This window comes from Blautia coccoides, assembly GCF_034355335.1.
GTDB lineage: Bacteria > Bacillota > Clostridia > Lachnospirales > Lachnospiraceae > Blautia > Blautia producta.
This window is the reverse complement of the sequence record NZ_CP136422.1, coordinates 5,709,365-5,733,623: the sequence shown is the minus strand read 5'-3', so window position 1 is coordinate 5,733,623 and position 24,259 is coordinate 5,709,365. Positions and strand designations below refer to the sequence as shown.

Annotated in this window: 22 protein-coding genes; 16 read left to right on the top strand and 6 right to left on the bottom strand. The window is 48.3% G+C overall.

The genetic code is table 11. The features are described 5' to 3' along the window. Nucleotides 1-12: 12 nt before the first annotated feature. Nucleotides 13-3,582: a transcription-repair coupling factor gene (gene mfd / locus BLCOC_RS25850; protein ID WP_115623813.1), complete on the top strand. Its 3,570-nt coding sequence runs from the start codon at nucleotides 13-15 to the stop codon at nucleotides 3,580-3,582. 96 nt (nucleotides 3,583-3,678) lie between these two features. Next, entirely contained in the window at nucleotides 3,679-4,950 is a 1,272-nt protein-coding gene (locus BLCOC_RS25845) for a peptidyl-prolyl cis-trans isomerase (protein ID WP_029471415.1), read from the top strand. A gap of 64 nt (nucleotides 4,951-5,014) precedes the next feature. Here BLCOC_RS25845 and BLCOC_RS25840 read toward each other — a convergent pair whose 3' ends face one another. Beyond that, entirely contained in the window at nucleotides 5,015-5,905 is an 891-nt protein-coding gene (locus BLCOC_RS25840) for a LysR family transcriptional regulator (RefSeq protein ID WP_115623812.1), read from the bottom strand. A 108-nt stretch (nucleotides 5,906-6,013) separates the two neighbouring features. On the opposite strand from BLCOC_RS25840, the gene BLCOC_RS25835 reads away from it, so the two are divergent. Next, nucleotides 6,014-6,619: a chromate transporter gene (locus BLCOC_RS25835; RefSeq protein WP_026255499.1), complete on the top strand. Its 606-nt coding sequence runs from the start codon at nucleotides 6,014-6,016 to the stop codon at nucleotides 6,617-6,619. Further along, nucleotides 6,616-7,176 (top strand): chromate transporter, encoded by a 561-nt coding sequence (locus BLCOC_RS25830; protein ID WP_115623811.1) that lies wholly within the window; start codon nucleotides 6,616-6,618, stop codon nucleotides 7,174-7,176. Before BLCOC_RS25835 ends, BLCOC_RS25830 begins: the two co-directional genes overlap by 4 nt. A gap of 25 nt (nucleotides 7,177-7,201) precedes the next feature. Here BLCOC_RS25830 and BLCOC_RS25825 read toward each other — a convergent pair whose 3' ends face one another. The 3 genes from BLCOC_RS25825 to BLCOC_RS25815 form a co-directional block, all read right to left on the bottom strand. Further along, nucleotides 7,202-8,026 carry a PocR ligand-binding domain-containing protein gene (locus BLCOC_RS25825; protein ID WP_029471411.1) on the bottom strand — a complete coding sequence of 275 codons (825 nt, stop codon included), beginning with the start codon at nucleotides 8,024-8,026 and terminating at the stop codon, nucleotides 7,202-7,204. A gap of 144 nt (nucleotides 8,027-8,170) precedes the next feature. Then, entirely contained in the window at nucleotides 8,171-9,274 is a 1,104-nt protein-coding gene (locus BLCOC_RS25820) for a phosphotransferase enzyme family protein (RefSeq protein WP_242999007.1), read from the bottom strand. A 2-nt stretch (nucleotides 9,275-9,276) separates the two neighbouring features. Continuing rightward, nucleotides 9,277-10,197: a nucleotidyltransferase family protein gene (locus BLCOC_RS25815; RefSeq protein ID WP_115623809.1), complete on the bottom strand. Its 921-nt coding sequence runs from the start codon at nucleotides 10,195-10,197 to the stop codon at nucleotides 9,277-9,279. Nucleotides 10,198-10,555: 358 nt separating this feature from the next. Between BLCOC_RS25815 and BLCOC_RS25810 the strand changes: the two genes are divergently transcribed. Together BLCOC_RS25810 and BLCOC_RS25805 are read left to right on the top strand one after the other, a co-directional pair. After that, nucleotides 10,556-11,914 (top strand): MATE family efflux transporter, encoded by a 1,359-nt coding sequence (locus tag BLCOC_RS25810; RefSeq protein ID WP_029471408.1) that lies wholly within the window; start codon nucleotides 10,556-10,558, stop codon nucleotides 11,912-11,914. A 107-nt stretch (nucleotides 11,915-12,021) separates the two neighbouring features. Beyond that, on the top strand, nucleotides 12,022-12,552 hold the full coding sequence (locus tag BLCOC_RS25805; RefSeq protein ID WP_018595493.1) for a spore maturation protein: 531 nt from the start codon (nucleotides 12,022-12,024) through the stop codon (nucleotides 12,550-12,552). A gap of 31 nt (nucleotides 12,553-12,583) precedes the next feature. Here the strand turns inward: BLCOC_RS25805 and BLCOC_RS25800 are convergent, their stop codons facing one another. Continuing rightward, on the bottom strand, nucleotides 12,584-14,788 hold the full coding sequence (locus BLCOC_RS25800) for an ATP-binding protein (RefSeq protein ID WP_165907231.1): 2,205 nt from the start codon (nucleotides 14,786-14,788) through the stop codon (nucleotides 12,584-12,586). 339 nt (nucleotides 14,789-15,127) lie between these two features. Here BLCOC_RS25800 and hisZ point away from each other — a divergent pair, with 339 nt between their 5' ends. The 9 genes from hisZ to hisE all read left to right on the top strand — a co-directional run bounded on the left by hisZ (nucleotide 15,128) and on the right by hisE (nucleotide 21,639). Beyond that, entirely contained in the window at nucleotides 15,128-16,324 is a 1,197-nt protein-coding gene (hisZ, locus tag BLCOC_RS25795) for an ATP phosphoribosyltransferase regulatory subunit (protein WP_029471406.1), read from the top strand. Nucleotides 16,325-16,375: 51 nt separating this feature from the next. Beyond that, nucleotides 16,376-17,026, top strand: coding sequence for an ATP phosphoribosyltransferase (hisG, locus tag BLCOC_RS25790; protein WP_018595496.1), 651 nt, complete (start codon nucleotides 16,376-16,378; stop codon nucleotides 17,024-17,026). A 3-nt stretch (nucleotides 17,027-17,029) separates the two neighbouring features. Next, a complete protein-coding gene (gene hisC, locus BLCOC_RS25785) occupies nucleotides 17,030-18,085 on the top strand; it encodes a histidinol-phosphate transaminase (protein WP_115623807.1) in 1,056 nt (351 codons plus the stop codon). A gap of 221 nt (nucleotides 18,086-18,306) precedes the next feature. After that, entirely contained in the window at nucleotides 18,307-18,888 is a 582-nt protein-coding gene (gene hisB / locus BLCOC_RS25780; protein WP_115623806.1) for an imidazoleglycerol-phosphate dehydratase HisB, read from the top strand. After that, entirely contained in the window at nucleotides 18,885-19,490 is a 606-nt protein-coding gene (gene hisH, locus BLCOC_RS25775) for an imidazole glycerol phosphate synthase subunit HisH (RefSeq protein WP_115623805.1), read from the top strand. The genes hisB and hisH overlap by 4 nt, the downstream gene beginning before the upstream one ends. Then, nucleotides 19,487-20,212, top strand: coding sequence for a 1-(5-phosphoribosyl)-5-[(5-phosphoribosylamino)methylideneamino]imidazole-4-carboxamide isomerase (gene hisA, locus BLCOC_RS25770; RefSeq protein ID WP_115623804.1), 726 nt, complete (start codon nucleotides 19,487-19,489; stop codon nucleotides 20,210-20,212). The genes hisH and hisA overlap by 4 nt, the downstream gene beginning before the upstream one ends. Then, nucleotides 20,206-20,964, top strand: coding sequence for an imidazole glycerol phosphate synthase subunit HisF (hisF, locus tag BLCOC_RS25765; protein ID WP_029471402.1), 759 nt, complete (start codon nucleotides 20,206-20,208; stop codon nucleotides 20,962-20,964). The genes hisA and hisF overlap by 7 nt, the downstream gene beginning before the upstream one ends. A gap of 3 nt (nucleotides 20,965-20,967) precedes the next feature. Continuing rightward, nucleotides 20,968-21,288 (top strand): phosphoribosyl-AMP cyclohydrolase, encoded by a 321-nt coding sequence (gene hisI / locus BLCOC_RS25760; protein ID WP_115623803.1) that lies wholly within the window; start codon nucleotides 20,968-20,970, stop codon nucleotides 21,286-21,288. A 24-nt stretch (nucleotides 21,289-21,312) separates the two neighbouring features. Beyond that, nucleotides 21,313-21,639 (top strand): phosphoribosyl-ATP diphosphatase, encoded by a 327-nt coding sequence (hisE, locus tag BLCOC_RS25755; protein WP_018595503.1) that lies wholly within the window; start codon nucleotides 21,313-21,315, stop codon nucleotides 21,637-21,639. Between the two features lie 223 nt (nucleotides 21,640-21,862). Here the strand turns inward: hisE and BLCOC_RS25750 are convergent, their stop codons facing one another. After that, nucleotides 21,863-22,708: an AraC family transcriptional regulator gene (locus BLCOC_RS25750; RefSeq protein ID WP_029471399.1), complete on the bottom strand. Its 846-nt coding sequence runs from the start codon at nucleotides 22,706-22,708 to the stop codon at nucleotides 21,863-21,865. 241 nt (nucleotides 22,709-22,949) lie between these two features. Here BLCOC_RS25750 and BLCOC_RS25745 point away from each other — a divergent pair, with 241 nt between their 5' ends. Continuing rightward, nucleotides 22,950-24,239, top strand: coding sequence for an ABC transporter substrate-binding protein (locus tag BLCOC_RS25745; protein ID WP_165907230.1), 1,290 nt, complete (start codon nucleotides 22,950-22,952; stop codon nucleotides 24,237-24,239). Nucleotides 24,240-24,259: the final 20 nt, after the last annotated feature.

Genomic DNA, 24,259 nt, shown 5'->3' with positions numbered 1-24,259 from the left:
CAGGAGAGGGATATGCAAGCAGTCATACAGCCACTTTTAAATTTAAATGAATATCAGGAGATCAGGAGCCGTCTTCCTGAGAACAGAGGCGTTCTGCAGCTGTCCGGCTGCATTGAATCCCAGAAAGCCCATGTAATGTACGGACTGTTTGAAGGGATGAGGCAGGATGAAAAGCAAAAGAACGCCAACTGTCTGATCATTGCGGAGAACGACCTGAAAGCAAAAGAACTTTATGAGGACTACCGTTTTTATGACAGGGATGTGCTTTTTTATCCGGCAAAGGACCTTATTTTCTTCCAGGCGGATATTCACGGCAATCTTCTGACAAAGCAGAGGATGCAGGTGATCGCAGCCCTTCTGCAGAAAAAAGGCGTGACTGTCATCACCAGCATGGGCGGCTGTATGGACTATCTGCTTCCGCTTTCAGTCATTGAACAGCATGTGCTGCATTTCAAAAACGACAGTGTGCTGGATCTGGGAAAACTGAAAAAAGATTTGGTCAACATGGGATTTGAGTATAGTGCACAGGTGGAGGCACCGGGGCAGTTTGCCATCCGGGGCGGCATTGTGGACCTTTTTCTTCTCACAGAGGAGAATCCCATCCGTATAGAGCTTTGGGGAGATGAGATCGACTCGATCCGAAGCTTTGAGACAGAGAGCCAGCGCTCCATTGAGAACCTGGAGGAGATAACCATCTATCCCGCGGCGGAAATGGTGCTGACCCAGGAGGTGCTGGAGAAAGGCTTAAAAGCCATAGAGAAGGAAAAAAACACCACTGTGAAAAAGCTGCGGGAGGCATTTCTCACAGAGGAGGCAGCCAGACTGAAAAACGCGGTGGATGAAGCTGTCAATGCCATGAAGGAGTTTGAAGACTTTGCGGCGGCGGAGCACTTTATACGGTATTTTTACAAAGATCCGGTGACTTTTCTGGACTATTTTGACCCGGCAGACACCCTTATATTTCTGGATGAGACAAACCGTCTTCTGGAAAAAGGGGAAGCAGTGGAGAGTGAATTCCGGGAAAGCATGAAAAACCGCCTGGAAAAGGGATATCTACTGGCAGGTCAGACAGACCTGCTGTGCGGATACAAAAAGGTGGTTTACCGCCTCAACCGGAAAAACTGCGTATCTCTCTGTACTATGGAACAACAGAAGGCAGACTGGGAAATGAACGGTCAGTACCGCACAGTGACAAAGTCTGTGAATTCCTACAACAGCAGCTTTGAGCTGCTGGTGAAAGACCTGCGCTATTGGAAGAAAAACGGATACCAGGTACTTCTTCTTTCCGGTTCCAGGACAAGAGCGCAGAGACTTGCCCAGGACCTTCAGGAGGAGGGACTCAGCAGCTTTTATACGGAGGACCTGAACAGAACCATAGCGCCCGGCGAGATCATGACCTCCTACGGCCACGCAAAGCGGGGATTTGAATATCCCCTGATCAAGTTTGTCCTGATCACCGAGACCGACATTTTCGGCCAGGAGAAGAAAAAGCGCAGAAAGAAGACAGAGTACAGCGGAAAGAAGATCCAGAGCTTTTCCGAGCTGAATGTAGGCGACTATGTAGTCCATGAAAATCATGGCCTTGGTATTTACAGGGGTATAGAGAAGGTCACTGTGGACAAAATCGTCAAGGATTATATCAAGATTGAATATTCCGGCAAGAGCAACCTCTATATCCTGGCAACCCAGCTTGACATGCTGCAGAAATACGCAGGCGCGGATGCGAAAGCGCCAAAGCTCAACAAACTGGGCGGTCAGGAGTGGAAGAAGACAAAGACAAGGGTAAGAGGTGCAGTAAAGAATATCGCCAAGGATCTGGTGGCACTTTACGCGGTCAGGCAGTCTCAGAATGGTTATCAGTATGGGCCTGACACTGTCTGGCAGAAGGAGTTTGAGGAAATGTTTCCTTTTGAGGAGACAGAGGATCAGTTAAACGCCATCGAAGCTGCAAAACATGATATGGAGAGCCGGAAGATCATGGACCGTCTGGTCTGTGGGGATGTGGGCTACGGCAAGACAGAGATTGCCATCCGCGCAGCCTTCAAAGCCGTACAGGAAAGTAAACAGGTGGTATATCTTGTACCTACCACGATTCTGGCGCAGCAGCACTACAATACTTTTGTACAGAGGATGAAGGATTTTCCTGTCCGTGTGGATCTGCTCTGCCGTTTTAAGACACCGGCGGAACAGAAGAAAACCATATCAGATCTGCAGAAGGGGCTGGTGGATATTGTCATCGGCACCCACCGTCTCCTCTCAAAGGATGTAAAATACAAGGATCTTGGACTCCTCATAGTGGATGAGGAGCAGCGCTTCGGTGTGACACATAAGGAGAAGATCAAGAGCCTGAAGGAGAATGTGGATGTGCTCACCCTGACAGCCACTCCCATTCCAAGAACTCTTCACATGAGTCTTATAGGGATCCGTGACATGAGCGTTTTGGAAGAGGCTCCCATGGACAGAACCCCTATTCAGACCTATGTCATGGAATATAATGAGGAGATGGTACGTGAGGCGGTCAGCCGGGAAATTGCAAGGGGCGGTCAGGTCTATTACGTCTATAACCGGGTCAACGATATAGATGAGATCACCAACCGCGTGGCAAAGCTGATACCGGAGGCAAACGTGGCATTTGCCCATGGCCAGATGCATGAACATCAGCTTGAAAAGATCATGTACGGCTTCATCAACGGTGAGATCGACGTGCTGGTCTCCACTACCATCATTGAGACAGGACTGGATATTTCCAATGCCAACACCATGATCATCCATGATGCGGACCAGATGGGACTGTCCCAGCTCTATCAGCTCAGAGGGCGTGTAGGCCGCTCCAACAGGACTGCCTATGCATTCCTTATGTACAAGAGAAACAAAATGCTAAAGGAAGTGGCAGAGAAACGCCTCCATGCCATCCGTGAGTTCACGGATCTGGGCAGCGGCTTCAAGATAGCCATGCGTGACCTGGAGATCCGAGGCGCCGGAAATCTTCTGGGAGCGGAGCAGCACGGCCACATGGAAGCTGTGGGATATGACCTCTACTGTAAAATGCTCAACGAGGCGGTGAAAGAGGCAAAGGGAATCAAACAGCAGGAGGAGTTCGAGACAACCATCGATCTGGATATGGATGCCTTCATTCCGCCCCGCTACATTCCCAACGAATACCAGAAATTGGACATTTACAAACGCATTGCCGGTATAGAGAACCAGGAAGAATACGAGGATATGCTGGAAGAACTTATGGACCGGTTCGGGGAACCCCCGAAATCCGTTCAGAATCTGCTTGCCATCGCCAACCTAAAGGCTCTTGCCCACAAAGTCTATGTGCGTGAGATCAAGCAGAACGGTACAGAAGTGAAAATATCCATGTTTGAGCGGGCAAAACTGGACGCGTCAGGTTTTCCTGCTGTTCTGGAAAAATATAAAAACAACATGACCATGCGTATGGAGGGACAGCCTTATTTTCTGGTTTCCCTGAAAGGCCGCAGACCAAAAGAAATCCTGGACGCTATGGATATCGTGTCCGGTATTCTTCATGAATTTGAGGGGATTTTACAGGAAAAAGAGGAAAATCTCTTGCCCTGAACGTAAAAAAAGAATATACTATAAAACATCGGTGCCCTATCTGCCGATGCTTTATTTCAGACCCCTCGGGGGAACAGGAAGACACAGGAGGACTTTATGAATAAATTTACAAAAACTCTCGCCTGCGCAGGACTTGTGGCAGTTCTGGGAACTACAAGCCTTGCAGGCTGCGGAAAATCACTGGACGGAACCAAGATAGCTGCAACCTGCGGTGATGATAAGATAACTTTGGGTACAGCCAATATGATGCTTCGTATGACACAGGCGCAGATGGCTTCGTACTATTCCATGTTCGGCGGCTCTGCAGCCGGAATCTGGGACCAGGACGGGGAGGACGGCAAAACTTACGGTGAAAACACCAAGGACGACATGATGGACCAGATACATAACATGGTGCTTTTAAAACAGCATGCCAAAGATTATGATGTGTCCATCACAGAAGACGAGCAGAAAAAAATCGAAGAGGCAGCTAAAAAATTCATGGAAGACAACGATGCGGATACCATAGCCAAACTTGCTGTCAGCCAGTCTGACATTGAGACCATCCTGGAGTTTTATACCTACCAGGAAAAGATGTATGATCCTATGACCGCTGACGTGGATACGAATGTGGAAGATTCCGAAGCTGCACAGAGCAAAATAACCATCTGCCAGATTTCCACTGCCGGAACACAGGATGCGGAAGGCAAGACTGTAGATCTGACAGACGAAGAAAAACAGGCAAAAAAAGATCAGGCACAGGCTGTCCTTGACAAAATAAATGCACAGGAAGATCCGGCTGCCGCTGATATGGATGCCCTCGCCAAAGAAGTGGACGAGAATCTGAGTGCGTCTGTAAAAACCTTTGGCAGTGATGACACTTCCCTGGATGACAAGCTGAAAGAGGCTGTTAAGTCCCTTACTGACGGCCAGGTAGCCCCGGAAGTTATAGAAGGCGAAAATGCCTATTACGTAGCCCGTATGGACTCTGTCTTTGATGAGGATGCCACCAAATCGAAGAAAGAAAGCATTGTCAGCGAGCGCAAACAGGAGGCCTACAACAATCTTCTCGAGGAATGGGGCAAAGACACTAAAATAGAAGTGGACAAGAAAGTCTGGAAAAAAGTGACCCTTACGGATTCCGACGCCTATACTTTCAAACAGCCTGAAACTCAGGGCACTGACAACGGCTCATCTGATACAGGAGACACCGGAACCGGAGATACCGGGGCCGCTGACAACGGAGACGCTGAAACAGGAGATACAGGAGCAGCCGATACCGGAGATGCTGGAACAGGAGATACAGGAGCGGCTGATACCGGAAATGCTGAAACAGGAGATACGGGAGCTGCTGACAACGGAAATACCGGTGAGGCAAATGCTGAGTAGGCAACAGCACTTAAAAATTACAAAACTGCAGAGTTCAGCCAATAAGCTGAACATCTGCAGTTTTTTAATACCTGTCTTTTTTTCCAAGCGCTATTGCCATTTCCAGAAAAGCCTTTCCTCCGTCTGTCAAAAACTTATTTCTGTGCCAGACCACATAATGTACTCTGTGAAACTGCTCATCCTCAATTTCCCTGGTACACACATTTCCCTCCGCAATTTCTTTCTCTACCAGTCTCTCCGGCAGAACGGATATGCCAATCCCCTTTTTGACCCCTTTGATAATGGCCTGTGTGCTTGCGCTCTCCCAAAGCGGCTCCATTTTTATTCCCCTAACTGCAAACACGTGATCAAGCAAAGTCCTCCCCACACTTCCTTTCTCCCTGGCAAGAAAATCACACTTCTTTAAATCCTCCACAAACACTTTCTCCTTTTCTGCCAGTTCATGTCCCACAGGCAGGATCAGCACCAGCCGGTCTTCTGAGAAAGCCCGTGTCTCCAGCTCAGATTCTGAAATGCCCCCTTCGATCAGGGCCAGATCCAGTTCATTATCCAGCAGGCCCTTCTGCAGGTTCCCTGCATTGGAAACGGTGGCTTTCACTTTCATATCCGGCCGTTTTTTACGGAATTCACATATCAGCTCGGGGAGGAAAAAATTTCCCAGGGAGATACTCGCCCCTACCCGGAGTACGCCGAATGCATCTCCGTTTAGCAGACCCTTTTCCATCATATCAAAAGATTCCACAATAGGAAGGGACTGGGCGTAAAACTGCCGTCCCGCCTCTGTGACAAACAGCCTTCTGTTCATCCGGTCAAACAGCCGTACACCATAATGCCGCTCAATCTCCTGGATCGCCCTTGTAACGGCAGGCTGTGTCATGTGAAGCCTCTTAGCCGCCTGGGTGATGTTTTCCATGCGGTAAACTTCGAGAAAAATCCTCATATGCCGTATAGTCATTATTTTCCCTCAATTCATAACTGAAATGATATCATATCAATAAAATAATAGCATTTTACATATCCATGCACAAGGGATATGATGGAAAAAAGGGGGCAGAATAAAGATATGGAAAAGAATGAAATAAAAAATGAGTTAAATAATGAGTTAAAGAAGAAACATCTTCTGCTGGAATTGTTTTTAAGTACGCTTTATATAAGCAGTTTTACATTCGGCGGGGGATTTGTGATCGTTACATTTATGAAAAGGAAGTTTGTGGATGAACTTCACTGGATAGATGAACAGGAAATGCTGGATCTGGTGGCTCTGGCCCAATCATCGCCCGGAGCCATTGCAGTGAACGCCGCTATTTTAGTGGGGTGGCGGGTATGCGGGTTTGCCGGTATGCTTACAGCCGTACTGGGGACGATCCTGCCGCCTATGATTATCCTGTCAGTCATCTCGTTGTTCTATGCCGCGTTTGCCAGCAACGTATATGTGGCTTTGGTGTTAAAAGGAATGCAGGCAGGAGTTGCCGCCGTGATCCTGGATGTGACATGCAGTCTGGGCGGCAGTGTGCTGAAGGAAAAAAGTGTATTCAGCATTATCATCATGGCAGCAGCTTTTGCCGCTACATTCTTTTTTAATGTGAATGTCATTTATATTATTCTGACTGCCGGACTTCTGGGAGCCGGAAAAGCAGTCTGGATATACAGAAAGGGGAAATCGGCGTGATCTATATTAAATTGTTTTTAAGCTTCCTGCAGGTGGGGCTGTTCAGTATAGGCGGCGGCTATGCGGCATTGCCATTGATCCAGAATCAGGTAGTGGAGGCACATAAATGGCTGACTATGGGTCAGTTTACAGATCTGATCACCATAGCGGAGATGACACCCGGCCCCATAGCTGTCAATTCAGCCACATTTGTGGGAATCCATATTGCAGGATGGCAGGGGGCGGTCATTGCAACCTTTGGCTGTATTCTGCCCTCCTGTCTCATCGTATCCCTGCTTGCTTATATCTATTACAAATATAAAGGGGTGTCTGCCATGCAGTCGGTGCTGGCCTGTCTCAGACCGGCTGTGGTTGCCCTGATCGCGGCGGCGGGCATTTCCATCCTGCGGGTGGTGCTGTTCGCGGATTCAGGTGTGAGTCTGCACGCTGTCAACTGGATTGGAGCAGGATTATTCGTCGCGGCATTTGTGGTGCTGCGTAAGCTGAAATGGAATCCTATCCTGGTCATGGCTCTGTGCGGCGTTCTGAATCTGTGTATCAGAACCGTGATCAGATGAGTCTTCACCACTTTTATACAGCCGTTTAAACGCTATCCTTTTTTCTGTACTGCATAGGGGTCAGTCCATAGGCTCTGCAAAAAGCCCGGGTAAAGTAATTCTGGTCTCCGTAGCCGCAAGAAAACGCGATCTCCCCAATGCTGAGAGAGGTGCTGCGGAGCAGCCTGCACCCGTTTTCCAGGCGTACCTGGCAGATATAATCATGGATGGAGATATGATAGGTTTCTCTGAATTTTCTGGTCAGAGAGGCACGACTGCAGAAGAATTGGCGGCAGAGGTCATCAATGGTGAGCTTCTGGTCATAATGTTTCAGAATGTAGCTGTGGACCTCACTGACAAGTTCATTTTTGGAAAGGTTCATGCGGTTGCTGAGTGTAATATACTGGGCACAGACCTCCATTATGGTCACCAGGGAGTCAATGGTCCTCTGCTCCCGGACAGGAATCCGGGCAACCGCTTCTTTTAAAGCATCCGTATCAGATACCAGGGGAAGGGCCATTTCATACGGCGTTTTATCTGCCTCCGGTCCCGCTTCCAGGGTCTGTCCCATCATCAGATAGCCTGTGAGTGTGCCGAAGCTGTACAGAGGGGCGACTGCCTCGAACAGTCCGAAATGGCATTTATAGATATGGAGCTTTTCCTGCTCCCGCACACGTCCGAATGCCATGGTGTCATGTTCAACACAGAGGCGTTTCCCTTCAGGGTGCTTCTGTATGACCTGGCAGAAGCGTCCAAGTTCATGAGGGTAAGCGGCTATTTCACGAAAATTCGTGTCATAAATGCTGATGCGGAAACCGGATATATGATAAAGTTCTTTCAGGATTCGTTCAATAGACAGAGACTGTTCCATGGGTATTCTCCTTTGCATAAAAAAACTGGTGTACGACCGGATTTGTCCGTATCTTACGCCAGTTTTTTCTTTATGTCAAGTGATGTTCCACATACTTCATGGTGTCTGGGTAACAGTTCTGCCTTTCACTGTCCCGACATGGGTTTACACATATTTTGACACGATCCTCTGCATCTCTTCCATTTTACAATCCATATCGGCTACGAGGGTGATCTGTGTTCTGCACCGGTCCAGGTTGTGATGTTCCCTGTGGATGCGGAAATAAGTATCACCGTTTAAGTAATCTGTGAGAAAACGCATTCCGCACTCCAGTGTCAGAAGCTTGGCGGAGAAGGGGAGGAGTTCAATCTCTTCCCGGGTGAGAGAAGCCCCGGCTTCAGAGAGAAAGCCTGCAGTGTAAGCTTCAAAAAGTCCCAGATCCATGGAGACAAGGGAAAGGTCCTGTTCATCCTCATCAGCCGTGCTTGCGCCGAAACGAATACTGTCCCCAAAATCATAAAGTACGGAGCCGGGCATAACGGTGTCCAGATCAATGACGCAGATGCCCTCATCGGTATCATTGTCCATCATAATGTTATTTAACTTGGTGTCATTGTGGGTAACACGCAGGGGGAGGCGCCCCTCTGCGATGGCATCTGTCACAACGGCACCGTCTGCCTTCCTGTCCAGAAAAAATCGGATTTCTTTTTCTACAGATGCGGCCCGGCCTGCGATATCCCCGGCAACAGCCTTTTCAAAGAGGGCATATCTGTCTGCCGTGTTGTGAAAGTTCGCAATGGTCTCATGCAAGGTGTCAGCCGGATAGTCAGCCAATAGTTTCTGGAAACGGCCAAAGGCTCTGGCTGCGTTGGTGAAGAGGACCGGGCGGTCAACAGACTGATGGCAGGTGGCATTCTCAATAAAAGCATAACTGCGCCAGAATCCCCCTTGGCTGTCCTCGTAGAGAAGCTTTCCGTCCCGTGTGGGTATGAGGGTCAGTGTCTCACGTTCGGGATTTCCGCCCTGCTCCAGAATTTTTTTACGGAGGTGAGAGGTGACACCCTGGATATTTTCCATCAGACCCTGTGGATCTGTGAAAATAGTGGTATTGACTGCCTGCAGAATATAGCGCACAGGCGGTTTTGTCTCTCTTCGGAAATATACGGCATAGGTGGCGTTAATATGGCCGCAGCCAAAGGGTTCTGCGTAGATAAAATCTCCGTCAAAGAGAAACGCTTTTACAATTTCATTTTTGATTCTTTCCAGCATGTTCATTCTCCTTTTTCGTTCCACAGAGTTTCGGGGTATGTACCTTCATGGATCATCCGATCTATGAAATTTACAATCTTTTCTTTATCTTCATGGTAAGTGACTCCGTACCATTTGGCAGGGGTGTCCATGACCTTTACATCACATTTCTGGGTATCCATAAGTTCCTGCACCACGGAGGGAAGGAAAAATTCTTTTTTGGCAAGCCTGTCTGTGCTGTCAGCAAAAAATTCCCGCATCTGATCTTCGATTTCCCTGAATATATCAGGGGTAAAGCCCCAGCAGTTCATGGATACGATACTGTTCTCGTCAATATCTGTCCAGCCCCGGTCTTCCTCGTAAAACTGTGTCTGCCCTTGGTTCCGTTGTATTTTGGTCCGCTCCGTAACTGTGGTCAGATATCCGTCGTCCGCAGTGCAGATTCCTCTTGCCACGTGTCCGTTTTCCGTCAGAGTGTTTTTGAGAAGGTAGCCGGCCATGCAGAAATGATATTTTGAGGTATCCTTCGGCAGGTTCATGAAAAAGTCGTGCAGCAGAGTGAAGGCCTCTCTTCCATAGAAATCGTCCGCGTTGATCACTGCAAAGGGACCGTTCACCAGATTCCGGCAGCTCCACACCGCATGGGCAGTTCCCCATGGTTTTGTGCGGTCCTTGGGAACCCTGGCACCCTCGGGAACCTCTGTGATCTCCTGAAATGCATATTCTACAGGAATGACTTTTTCCAGACGTTTTCCCACAGTCTCCCGGAATACATCCAGGTTTTCTCTTTTGATGATAAAGATAACCTTGTCAAATCCTGCTTTGACGGCATCGTAAACGGAATAGTCCAGGATAAATTCCCCATGTCTTCCTACCGGGTCAATTTGTTTCAGACCGCCGTATCTGCTTCCCATACCAGCCGCCATTATAACCAATGTCATCATATCTGCATTCTCCTTTTCTTTGGGTGTTTTCTCTTGTTAGTTTTTATTATATCGAAAACAGGTGCGGTTTCTATGGAATATCGTATCAAAATTAGCAATAATGGACAAAAAGATTATTAATGCTAAATTTAAACAGTACATAAGCTGCTGTTAGGGGTTTAAGAAAGAGATAAAGGATTGCAGAAAAAGAATATAAGGTTCATAATAAAAAGGAACTGTAAGCACCGGAAGATAAGCGGCCCGTCTGTCTCCGCAGACAGAGCGCCTTGACAGCCTGCGGGATGTATTGCGCCTGACAGCATGGACTGCATAAAATAGCCGATGCCCATAGTTATACGTAAAAGAGGAGTTGTGATATATGAGCAGTTTTGAAAAAGATTTATCCAAGGGAAATGTTGTAAAACAACTGATCCTGTTTGCAGTCCCGTTTCTGGTGTCAAACATTATCCAGTCCTGCTACAACGTGGCAGATATGTTGATAGTGGGAAATTTCAGCGGTACTGTAAGCATGTCGGGAGTGAACATTGGAGGTCAGGTGACATTTATTCTGACGAACATTGTGGTAGGGCTGTGTACCGGAGGAACCGTACTTATAGCCCAATATCTGGGCGCGCAGAAGAGAGAGGAGATGCGCAGGGCAGTGGCCACACTGATGACTACCCTGATCTGCGCTGCGGTGATCATCACAGTGATTTCCCTTCTTCTGAAAACACAGATACTGGGGTGGATCCGGACGCCGGAGGAATCTTTTGAGGAAGCCAGCCGTTACCTGACCGTGACATTGACCGGTATTATTTTTATTTTCGGCTATAACGTGTTATCCGCAGTGATGAGGGGCATGGGTGACAGCAAAAGGCCCTTTTATTTTGTGCTGATCGCATGTGTGACTAACATTATCCTGGACCTGGTACTGGTTGCAGGACTTGGCTGGGGGGCATTCGGTGCTGCAGTGGCCACTGTGTTTTCTCAGGCGCTGAGTATGATACTGTGTATTATCTATATGGTAAGGAACGGATTTGTATTTGACTTCCGGCCTTCCTCCTTTCGTATTTATAAACATGAACTGGAGATGATCTTCAAGATCGGTACCCCGGCGGCCATCCAGAACGGTGTGACCAGTTTTTCTTTCCTGATTATTACCGCACTGGTAAATTCCATCGGCGGTGTCAATGCATCTGCGGCAGTGGGAGTGGTGGGAAAATTCAATGGATTTGCCATTATGCCCGCAGTGGCCATGGGAAGCTCTATCTCTACTATGTGTGCCCAGAATGTGGGTGCAGGGCAGTGGGACAGAGTGAAGAAGACATGCAGAGTGGGAACCTTGGCGGCAGTGGTGTGCAGTTATCTTATCTTTATTCTGGTTAGGATCTTTCCGGAGGATATCCTGCGGATGTTCGACAGCAGCAATACAGAGATGATACGGATCGGTGTGGAATATATCAGCACATTCAGCTTTGACTATCTGCTTGTGCCCCTGTGTTTCTGCCTGAACGGTCTGTTTATTGCCACAGGACACACGACATTTACACTGATGAACTCCATGCTTTCCGCGCTGCTTCTGCGCATCCCGGCCAGTTTTCTCTTTGGCAGCATTATGGGAATGGGAATCATGGGCGTGGGGATCGGTGCTCCCGCAGCGTCTGCGGGAAGCCTTATATTGATCCTGTGGTTCCTGCTCTCCGGAAAGTGGAAGACCAACGTGGTCAAAGGAGGCTGATCCGGGGCAGTGTCCCAGGAAGTGATCGGCTGAACGGATGCGGTGCAGGTACTTTTTTTGGCTGTTATTGCGTAAACTAGAAGAAAGACGGGACAGCCGGTGAGTATATGAGGGTTTTACTCTTTTTGTCGGAAGTTATCATTCCGCTTATTCTGTTTTACATAGTGGGATTCGGTATCCTGATGAAATGTGATGTGTACGAGGATTTTGTAAAAGGCGCAAAGGATGGTCTGAAAACAGTTGTGCAGATCCTTCCCACCCTGATAGGATTAATGGTGGCAGTGGGGGTTCTGCGGGCATCGGGATTTCTGGATATGCTGGGAGGACAGCTTGGCAGGCTCACAGGCGCGGTGGGATTTCCTGCGCAGCTGGTGCCGCTGACCATAGTGAAAATGTTCTCCTCCAGTGCGGCCACAGGGCTTGTGCTGGACATTTTCAAAGAGTTTGGGACGGACTCCAGGATCGGACTCATCGCATCTGTGATGATGTCCTGTACAGAGACAATTTTCTATACAGTGTCCGTCTATTTTATTGCCGCAAAAGTTAAAAATACCCGCTACACCATACCTGGTGCCCTGCTGGCAACGCTTGCAGGGATCATGGCCAGTGTATGGCTTGCGGGGATGATGGCTGTGTAGACAGCCTTTAAGTCCTACGGGCAGGACTTTTTTACGCTAAATACTTTTCAAGAATATTATACAGCTCACGGAGGTCAATAGGCTTGGAGATATGGCCGTTCATTCCGGCGTCAAGGGCCTGCTGCCTGTCCTCTGCAAAAGCGTCGGCAGTCATGGCGATGACAGGCAGGTCCTGCAGATCCGGTCTGTTGATCCTGCGTATTCTGCGACACGCTTCATATCCGTCCATGATGGGCATTCGGATGTCCATCAGGACAAGGCTGTAATATCCCGGGGCCGAGGAAGATACTTTATCCAGCGCCTCCTGTCCGTTTACAGCAGTGTCGATCTGAACATTTGTGGCTGAGATAAGTTCTTTTGCTATTTCCAGATTCAGCTCATTGTCCTCAACCAGAAGGAGATGACGGTTTGAATAGTCAGTATCCTTCCCTGTATGGCCGGAGTCAGAGGCAGCGGACTGGGGAAGGGAAAGTTCCTTAAAGGGATCAGGATGATATGGCTGGGGAGCACCCTTTTGGAAGGGGAGTTCAATATAAAATGTGGTTCCCTCACCCTCTTTGCTTTCTGCGCGGATACTTCCTTTCATTAACTCCGTGATATTTTTGGTGATCGCCATGCCAAGGCCGGTTCCTTCCATTTGAGACGCTCTTGGCACATCAGAGCGCTCAAAAGGCTGGAACATCCGTTTCAGAAATTCCGGTGACATACCTATACCTGTGTCAGAAAAAATAAAGCGCAGGCGCACAGGATCTTCTGAAGGGGAGGGCAGTTCCTGTACCTTTACTGCGATCCTGCCGCCCGGGTCCGTGAATTTTACAGAGTTTCCCACAATATTTAAAAACAACTGTTTGAAACGGAGAGGATCCCCGATGAGATCCAGGTGTTCCACGTCATTCATATCCACAGTAAAGTCAAAATGTCCGCTGCTGATCTGCGGCTGGATAATTCCGATCAAAGTATCCATTAAATCCTTCAGGTTAAATTGTTCGCTGTTCAGTGTAAGTCTACCGCTTTCGATTCTGGACATGTCGAGGACATCATTGATCAGGGACAACAGATGTGCCGAGGAGGCGGAAATCTTCACAAGGCAGTCCCGCACTTTTTCTTTTTTATCTATATGTGAGAGGGCGATTCTTGTCATTCCGATTATGGCATTCATGGGTGTCCGTATGTCGTGGGACATATTGGAGAGAAAAACGGATTTGGCCTGATTTGCCCGTTTCGCCTCTTCCAGGGCTGTCTCCAGCCTTTGTTTGCTGATCTGTTCTTTGGACAGGATCTCCCTGTTCTTTTCATCTATAATATGCTGTCTTCCGGTAAAATGGATGGTACAGAAGAACAGCAGCAGGACGATGGTCACAAGGATCGCGGCAATGATAAAATTGCGGAAAGAGCGCGCAGTGGTTTCCAGCACATGAGCGGGTACGGTGACAAGCAGATACCAGGAACTGCTGCCCACCGGCATATACACCAGATAGCTGCGCCTGCCCATCCGGGAAAAAATCAGGGAACCGGATTCACGGGCAGCCATATCCTGTTCCAACTGGATGTTAGGTTTCACTCCTCCCTGGTCAGAAAGCGCCAGGCTGTCCAGAAAATTGTCTGTTACCATCATGTTGTATTCATAATGGGGCTTGAGAAGGATATCTCCCTCCTGGTCAATGACCGTGGCATAGCCCTCTTCTGTGTATACATTCAGTGCCAGAAGATATTCCAGTTCATCAAAAGCAGGTGTTATAAAAATACCGGCTATCTCAGAGGCGGCATCCATGCCTTCTTTAAGCTCAACATAATATAGAAGTTCATCTCCAATACCGAAATTCACAATACTCATGCTGTCATTATCTATGTATCCCGCGTTCTCTTCTGTAAAGCTTAAATCTTTCAGCCTTCCGGTATCCCCGTCAATGGTCACATATTCCCCTTTTTTATCCATGACTCCGGCTGTACGGTAATTCCAGATATCATGTCTGTCCTTGAAATAGTCAAGAATATCTTCACGGCTGTCATAGCTGCTGCTGTGCACAGTCGCCAGGCAGTTTTCCAGAAGGGAAAAATATTTGTCGTTCATCTCATTAAAATGCGCATCCAATTGGGTGCCGAAAGCAGACAGATTGCTCAGATTGTCATCCTGCACACCAAGACGTATTTGGTGGAAGAAGTAGAAAGCAATAATGATAACCAGAACAACAGCAAGTGCTGATCCCAGTATGTAGATTTTCCGCTTCTTGTTCATATAGCCTCCGTTAATTTTCATGCGGCAGTTCCGCGTATTTATATGGATTCAGTATAACATAGGGAGCTGACCGGCCGCAATGATATAAGCGGAAAGGTGTTTTTTTGCATAAACATATGTAATTTCCCCAAAAAGCTTGTTGACAACTTTATGGTCAGATGGTAATATGGTAGCACGCTAAAGTGAGCGGAGTATAATTCCTCGCAAAACGGCAGAGGGATAAACCATCACCAATACATATATTGATAAGGCAGAGCATAAATGACATTATACAGATCACAGCGCAGCGAATGTGCAGCATACAGTAAGAAAAATAAAACAGAAAGGCAGGGGCAGCAAATGAGATATTATGATAAGGTTACACCGGACGGAACAAAAGATTTGCTGTTTGGAGAGTGCGACCAGCGTTCCCAGGTGACAAAGACCCTGAAGGACCTGTTTGGCGCTCAGGGGTATCGGCGGGTGATGACACCTGCATTGGAATTTTATGATGTGTTTGGAAAGGCGGCAAAATATCTGCCCAAGGAGTCCATGTACAAACTCACAGACCATAAAGGAAGACTTATGGTGCTGCGTCCGGATTGTACGGTTCCCGCGGCCAGATTGGCGGCTACCCGGTTGAAAGGGATGCCGATGCCGCTCCGTTTATTTTATAACCAGAATATTTACCGCATGTTTCCCGAACTGAAGGGAAAGAGTACAGAAATCAATCAGGTAGGTATTGAGCTGATCGGTGGCGTGCCCCTGAGAAGTGACCTGGAAGTGGTAGAGCTGGCATCCAGAAGCCTGGATATCATAAGCGGTGGCAAATACCGTCTGGAGTTGTGCCATATTGGATACTTCAAAGCGATCATGGACAGTCTGGATGTGGATGAGGATACAAAGGAAGATATACGTTTCCAGATCGAGCAGAAGAACTATGCTTCTCTCACCGATATGCTGGGACAATACCAGGACAGCCGCGCAGCCCAGGCGCTTTTAAAACTGCCCAGGCTGTTCGGCGGTTCAGAGGTATTTGAAAAGGCCTATGAACTGTTTGATGAGAACGGCGCGCGAGAGAGCCTGGATTACCTGAAGACAATCTATGAATACCTGCAGACACTGGGGCTGGGGGATAAGGTGATCATTGACCTGGGCCTTGTGAATCTGGCAGAGTATTATACGGATCTTATATTCCGGGGATATTTCCGGGGGATCGGAGAGCAGGTTTTATCCGGCGGGCGTTATGATACACTCATAAAAGAATTTGGGGAGGACCACTGTTCTGTGGGCTTCTGCATCAATGTAGATCTGGCCAGCCAGAAGGTTCAGCCCATGCCGGAGGCCATACCGGAGATTCTGGTGTTCGCACCGGATATGAAGTTTTTGTCAAAAGCAGTCCACCACCGCAGGACACTGGAAGACCAGGGCGTGCTGACGGAGAACTGTGTTTTTGATACCATGGAAGAAGCCTTTGATTATGCAAAAATGAGAGGGATACCGAAAGTACACCTGGTGGGAGAAGATATCACAGTTTGTTTAACAAGAAAAAACTGATACGGCGGCCCTGAATGGGCGGGCTGGAATCTTTCACTGGGAGGCAGAAAAATGAAACCGATTAGAATCGCTCTGACGAAAGGGCGTCTGGAAAGTAAGACAATAGATATGCTGGAGCGTCTGGGATATGACTGTACCAATGCCAGGAAAAAGGGTAGGAAGCTGATCATGCCCATAGGCGACGGCGAAATAGAGGTAGTGCTTGCAAAAGCGGCAGATGTGGTGACATATGTGGAGAGTGGTGTCTGTGACATGGGTGTTGTGGGAAAAGACACGATCATGGAAAAAGGTGGTACTTTTTACGAAGTGGCTGACCTGGGATTCGGAAAATGCAGGTTTGCACTGGCAGTCGTAAAGGGGAAAAATCTGTACGAGGGCTATCACAATCTGACCATTGCCAGCAAATATGTGAACGTGGCAAAGAACTTCTTTGAGCAGAAGAGTATGGATGTGGATATTGTAAAGATTGAGGGAAGTGTGGAGCTGGCTCCGGTTCTGGGCCTGGCAGATGCCATTGTGGATATTGTGGAGACTGGGACCACACTGAAAGAGAATGGCCTGGTGGTGGCAGAGGACGTATGTCCGGTCAGTGCCAGACTGATCGTAAATATTGCCAGCATGAAGCTGCGGAAAAAGGAAATCGAGAGTTTGATCGACAAGATGGAAAATGATGTGCAGAAGCGCAGGGCAAAGGAGGCGTAGATCATGGCGTATACGATCCCGGAGAAGTTGAAGAGACTGGAGATATATGAACCGGTAACGGAGATATACAATGTTCGCCTGGACGCAAATGAGAGCTTCCAGAACCTGCCGGATGATATCCGCAGGGATGTTCTGAAGGCTGTGGAACAGGTGGAATTCAACCGCTACCCGGACCCTTTTGCAGTAAAGCTCTGTGAAAAATTCGGACGGTTCTATCATGTGAAGCCTGAACTTCTGACTGCGGGAAACGGTTCTGACGAACTGATCTCCCTCATTGTTCCTAATTTTCTGGAGAGCGGGGATACCATGCTGGTGGCCCTTCCTGATTTCTCCATGTACACCTTCTATGCGCAGATGAACAATATCCGTGTGGAGGCGCTGCAGAAGGCAGAGGATATGGTGACCAGCGCCGCAGATATCCTGGAGCGGGCAAAAGATAAGAATGCCAGACTGCTTATTTTTTCCAACCCATGTAATCCCACATCCCTGAAGCTTTCCAGGGACGATATCATAAAGATCATTGAGGGTACTGACGCCCTGGTGATCGTGGACGAAGCGTACATGGATTTTGCCGAAGGTTCTGTTCTGGATGTGGTTGAAAAATACCATAATCTCATTGTGTTGAAGACATGTTCCAAGGCCCTGGGCCTGGCGGCTATACGCCTGGGTTTTGCCGCGGCCTGCAAAGAGCTGACAGATATCCTGCACGCCCTCAAGTCCCCATATAACGTAAACTCCCTGACACAGGCTGTGGGCTGTGCCGTCTTAGACCATCCGGACTACATTAAGAACTGTATCCGTTCGATCCAGAAGTCCAGAGATGAACTGTATCAGGGGCTGTTAAAGCTGAAGGAGAAAAAAACAGATATCCTGAGTTTATATCCGACTGTCACAAACTTCATCTTTATGAAGGTTAAAAACGCGGATAAAGTGTTTGAAGAGATGAAAAAGAAAAGCATTTCCATCCGTTACATGAACGGTTATCTGCGGGTGACAGCCGGCAGGAAGCTGGAGAATGAAGCAGTGCTCCGTGTACTGGATGAACTGTTGGATCAATAACTGTGTATTTGTTACTATTCAGCCTTTCGGCTTCATAGCAACAAAAGTATGCACACAGACTGCAAAAACCGCAGTCTGGCGCGTGGCTGCCTCGGGATTGCCTTGCAAATGCAAGGCAACACCTCGCGGGACAGTGGAAGGCTGAACTGTTACGTGTATTTACCGTCTGTGGATCGACAGGCATCTGTAACAGACATACAGAATGGAAAGGAGGAAGCTGATTGAGAATCGGAGAGATTGCAAGAGAGACAAAAGAGACAAGCATCAGACTGAGATGGAATCTGGACGGAAGCGGACGTTACATGGGAACCTGCGGAGTGGGATTTTTTGATCACATGATGCAGGCATTTTGTGTACACGGCGGATTTGATATGGATTTGGATATGAAAGGTGACCTGGAGGTAGACTGCCATCACAGCGTTGAGGATCTGGGCATTGTTATGGGGCAGACATTTGCAAAGGCTCTGGGAGAAAAGGGCGGTATCCGAAGATACGGCAGCTTCTGTATTCCTATGGATGAAGCACTGGGCTTCTGTTCCTTAGATATCAGCGGACGGCCTTATCTGGTGTTTGACGCGGAGTTTGCCAATCAAAGCGTGGGAACCTTAGACTGCTGTATGGTAAAGGAGTTCTTCCGGGCATTTGCATTTAATGGCGGTATCACTCTGCATCTGCGGTGTCCCTATGGGGAAAATGACCACCATAAGATTGAAGCCCTTTTTAAGGCGGCAGCCCATGCCTTGAGAGAGGCACTGGAACCAAATGGAGGAAAAATACTTTCGTCAAAGGGGATGCTGGCATGATAGCGATTATAGATTACGGGGCAGGCAATCTTTTCAGCGTGAAGAATGCCCTTGATTTTTTGGAAGAGAAGAGCGTCATCACAGCGGACTGTGAAGAGATACGCTGTGCGGATGCCATGATACTGCCGGGAGTGGGGGCATTTCCGGATGCCATGCGTATGTTGAATGAGCAGGGGCTTGCAGAGGTCATAAAGGAGGAGGCACAGAAAAAGCCCCTTCTTGGCATATGTCTCGGTATGCAGATGCTGTTTGAAAAGAGTTATGAATTCGGAGAGACAAAGGGCCTTGGGCTGATACCGGGCTGTGTGCAGCTCATTGACGGCAATGGCCTTAAAATACCCCATATGGGATGGAATGACCTGAGGGTCTTAAATCCCTGCGCCATGACAGAGAAGATGCCAAAGGATGCGTATGTATATTTTGTCCATTCCTTTAGGGCAGAGACGGGGGATGAGAATATATCCTGTTATACGGTATATCATGAGCGGATCCCTGCTCTGGTACACCGAGGATATGTATACGGTGCCCAGTTTCATCCTGAGAAAAGCGGTGCAGTGGGATTGGAACTTCTGAAAAATTTTGCAAGGCTGGTGAGAGAATGATTATATTACCTGCAATTGATATAAAAGACAAGACGTGTGTGCGGCTGGTTAAAGGGGATTATGCAACCGCCCATCAGGTGGCGGAAAGTCCCTATGACACGGCAGCTTCTTTCCGGACAGCAGGCGCTGCCTGGATACATATGGTGGACCTGGACGGAGCAAAAGACGGCAGACCGGTGAACGAAGAGATATTTGAGAGAACAGCCAAAGAGTCCGGCCTTAAAGTGGAGGTGGGCGGAGGGATCCGCAGCATGGAAACGATAGAAAGGTTTTTAGACAAAGGCATTTCAAGAGTCATCCTGGGCTCCGCGGCTGTAAAAAATCCGTCTCTTGTAAAAGAGGCAGTCCGGGAATTCGGTGAGAAAATAGCTGTGGGCATAGACGCTAAAAATGGTATAGTGGCCACTGAGGGCTGGCTTAAAAAGAGTGATGTCACCTATTTGGATCTGGCGCAGGCGGTAGAGGATGCTGGGGTCAGAACCATTATCTACACAGATATCTCCAGGGACGGCACCCTTACGGGGGTCAATACGGAACAGCTTGGGAAACTGAATGAAAGAGTATCCTGCAGGATCATAGCAAGCGGCGGGGTACGTTCCATTCAGGACATTATTGACTGTAAAAATCTTGACTTATACGGATGTATCTGCGGCAAGGCTGTATACACCGGGGCACTTGACCTGCGCGAGGCCATAGAGAAGGCAGGTGAGCAGTCATGTTAGCAAAGAGAATTATACCCTGCCTGGACGTAAGAGACGGCAAAGTGGTTAAGGGCGTGAATTTTGTGGGAATCAAAGAGGTGGGAGATCCAGTGGAATGCGCCATTGAGTACGACAGGCAGGGAGCAGATGAAATCTGTTTTCTGGATATCACAGCTACCCATGAGGGAAGAGGAACTATGGTGGATGTGGTATCCAGGACGGCAAAGCATGTATTTGTGCCCCTTACAGTAGGGGGTGGTATCCGCACAGTGGAGGATTTCCGGGAAATCCTCCGTGCCGGAGCCGACAAGGTTTCCGTCAATTCCGCGGCAGTTAAAAATCCTGAGCTTATCAGGGAGGCTGCGGTTGTTTTTGGAAGCCAATGCGTGGTAGCAGCCATTGATGCAAAAAGGGATGAGAAGGGCAGATTCAAAGTCGTGGTGAACGGCGGGAGGATAGATACAGGACTGGACGCAGTCCAATGGGCACAGAAGTGCCAGCAGTTGGGAGCGGGTGAGATCCTGCTCACATCTATGGATACAGACGGATGTCGCGACGGTTTTGATCTGGAACTGACCAATGCGGTCTGTGATGTGGTTTCCATACCGGTCATTGCTAGCGGCGGATGCGGTAAGCTGGAGCATTTTTCAGAGGTGTTTAAGGAGAGTAAAGCAGACGCGGCACTGGCGGCGTCCCTGTTCCACTTCCGGGAGCTCACTGTAGAGCAGGTAAAAGAACATCTGAAAGAGAAACAGATTCCGGTCAGGAGGTAGAGGATGAATTTAGAATGTTATTTTGAGAAGAGTGATTTGATACCTGCCATTGTGCAGGAGGCAGGCACTGGTGAGGTGCTGATGCTGGCCTACATGAACCGGGAGAGCCTTCAGAAAACCCTTGAGACCGGATATACCTGGTTTTACAGCCGTTCCAGACAGGAACTGTGGAACAAGGGTGCGACTTCCGGACATGTTCAGAAGGTGATGGATATAAAAGCAGACTGTGATAAGGATACTTTGCTGGTAACGGTGGTTCAGACAGGCGTTGCCTGTCACACAGGGGCACACAGCTGTTTTTTTAACAGGATAGAGGAAATATAAATTAGGAAAAGGAGGGCGGCTTTTATGATGGATGTGATAAAGGGGCTTTATGATGTGGCTTTGGAACGTAAGGCTGTAAAACAGGAAGGTTCTTATACCTGCTATCTTTTTGAGCAGGGACTTGATAAAATATTGAAAAAGTGCGGCGAGGAGTGCAGCGAGGTAATTATTGCTGCTAAGAATGGGGAGAATGAGGATACTGCAAATGAGATCTGTGATCTTCTCTATCATTTGGTGGTTATGATGGTGGAGAGCGGGATTTCAATTGATGAGGTGGAAGGGATTCTGGAGGAGAGACGGCAGAAAATAGGGAATCTTAAGAAGTTTCACGTAAGTGACCATGAGTCTTGACAGAGGCATGGGATAGGATAATGGAAGAATAGAGGGCGGCTGGTCCGGGAATCTTGCAGATGGTGTGCGGGATGACTGGGGCGGCTGCCTTTTTTGTGACTTGGCAGCGGACGGAAGAGGCCGGAAGAGGGACAAAGGAGAGAGATGCCTGGGAGCGAAGCGTTCCGCTGTTACGGAGCTGGCCTGCTCCCATTTACTATACTCTTGGAAAGGAACTTCTACATTAAGCTGTTGGGGCAGGCGGATCTCCCCGGCGGTATTGGGTGGGGGAGAGGCCCACAGAACGTTTGAATGCTCTGGAAAAGTAGTATTCGTCTTTCATGCCCACATAGGAACAAATTTCCCGGACTGTGTAGTCTGTACGTTCAAGTAGAAGTTTAGAGCGCTGGATGCGGAGGTTCAGGAGGTAGTTCTGGGCTGTGGTTCCAGTGAATTTGTGGAATATCTTGGAGAAGTAACTGCGCTCCAGGCCTACATGATCCACAATGTCCTGGACGGTAATGGGATAGATATAGTTGGATTTTATATAGGATTTGGCCTTCCCTATATGCTCGAAGAGGACGGTCTGGCTCTCTTTCTGGTAATTGCCTGAGAGACTGTAGGACTGGGCAATATTAGAAAAAATGGAGTATATAAGGGACTGGATCGTAAAGTCATTGCAGAAGCCTGCAGAGGACAGTTGTTCCGCCAGAGTTTGAATGTCTTCAGATATGGAGTATTGGGGGTGTAGCTTATGAACCGGGGCGTTGTGGGAAAAGCCCAGCTGGTCCGTGAGGGTATCGGCATGGTCTCCGGTGAAGGCAATCCAGGAAAAATGCAGCGGCTCCTCTGGTGAAGTGTGGTAGCTGACAAGCTGTGAGGGGTATATGATAAACAGTTCTCCCCGGCGGATGGGATACGTCCGGCCTTCACAGATATAGGTTCCCCGGCCCTGGGTGATATAGTGGATTAAGTATTCCGAGCGGGTGTGGGGAGGCATGCGGAAATCGGATGCGCATTCTTCATAGCCGCAGTATCTTAAATTTACATCTCTCTTTGTTTTTGATGCGTAATATTCCTCAATTTTCATAATGAATCCCCCTTTTATGAACAGTATAATGTAAACGTTCAGTACATTCTGCGCATTCGTGGCTTTGGCCTGCTGATTAGTTACAGTATAATACTGAAATGTACAAAAAACAACATGAATCCATCATAAGGACAAGAGAAGGTATTCTGTTTTGAGGGGAATCTTTTATAATGAGAAGTATAAAGAAATGCTGATGGAAACATGGAAAACAGAGAAGGTATTGCCTAAGGAGGTAAAAGGTATGTTGAGAAGAAAAATGTTAGCGGCAGCATTGGCAGTAGGATTGGCAGGGGCTTTGGTGCTTGGGGGCTGCCAGAGCAGCGGCAGTAAGGGAAAGACTGCCGATGGAAAGAACAGCGTGCGGTTCATGGTCGGGGGTTCGGCAGCTGAGCTGGAGCAGTATAAGAAGGCTGTGGATGCCTTCAATGAACAGAGCGAAGATGTTGAAGTGACATTTGTGGGAGTACCGGGGGATAACTACAACGAAAAGATCATGACACAGCTCAAGTCAAAGGAAGCACCGGACTGTTTTTATTCGGAGGAGGCATCCTATGGAGAATTGAACAAATCCGATATGCTTCTGGATATTTCCAAATATTTGGACGAAGATGATTCTAATTTAAAGAGAGGGGATGTACCGGAAAATTTACTGGAAAATTATACATTTCAGGATAAAGTCACAGGAGTTCCGGTGGACTGCAACCCTATGGTGATTTATTACAATGCGGATTTATTCAAGGAGCTGAACATAAAGACGCCCCAGGAATATGCGGATGAGGGGAAATGGAATTTTGAGGCGCTCCAGCATGTGTCGGAACAGCTTAGGGATGCATCAAAGGTGGGATTCGTCTATGAGAACTGGTGGGGGCCTCTCTATTCCTTCCTTTTTTCCGCAGATAAACCGATCTATTCAGATGACATGACAAAAGCGGAATTCGGTTCTGAACGGGCCAGAGCCGGTCTGACTTATCTGGACAGTAATATCAAGTCAAAGGCTTTTACTTTTGCAGGATCCCTGACAAGCGGAGAGTCACCGGATACGCTTTTTGTCTCAGGCCAGGCCGGGATGCTGTACGCAGGGCGCTGGTACGTGGCTGATTTTACAGATTTGAGCTTTGAATATGATGTGGCTCCGTTCCCGTACTATGAGGAGCCGTCTCAGGCAGTCTGTGCCATGCCCGCAACACCCCTGGTTATAAACAAGAAGACATCTGATCCCGATGCGGTGTGGGAGTTTGTATCCTTCTACTGCGGAGAGCAGGGACAGAAGATCAGGATGGAAGGCCAAGGAAACGCAGTTCCCACCGTTGACGGACTGGACGAGATCGTATTGACAGGAACTCCGGAGCATGCACAGAATTTCCTGGATGCTGTGGATATTGCACTGGTGTATCCGAAAGCAGAGGCACTTCATCCGGGCATGACAGATTCCATCACAGGCGAAGTGGAAAAACTGCTTGTGGGAGAACAGGATGTGGAGCAGACTCTGACCAATATGGTACAGACAGTAAACGATGAACTACAGAAATGATAAGGTATGTGCGGAAGGGA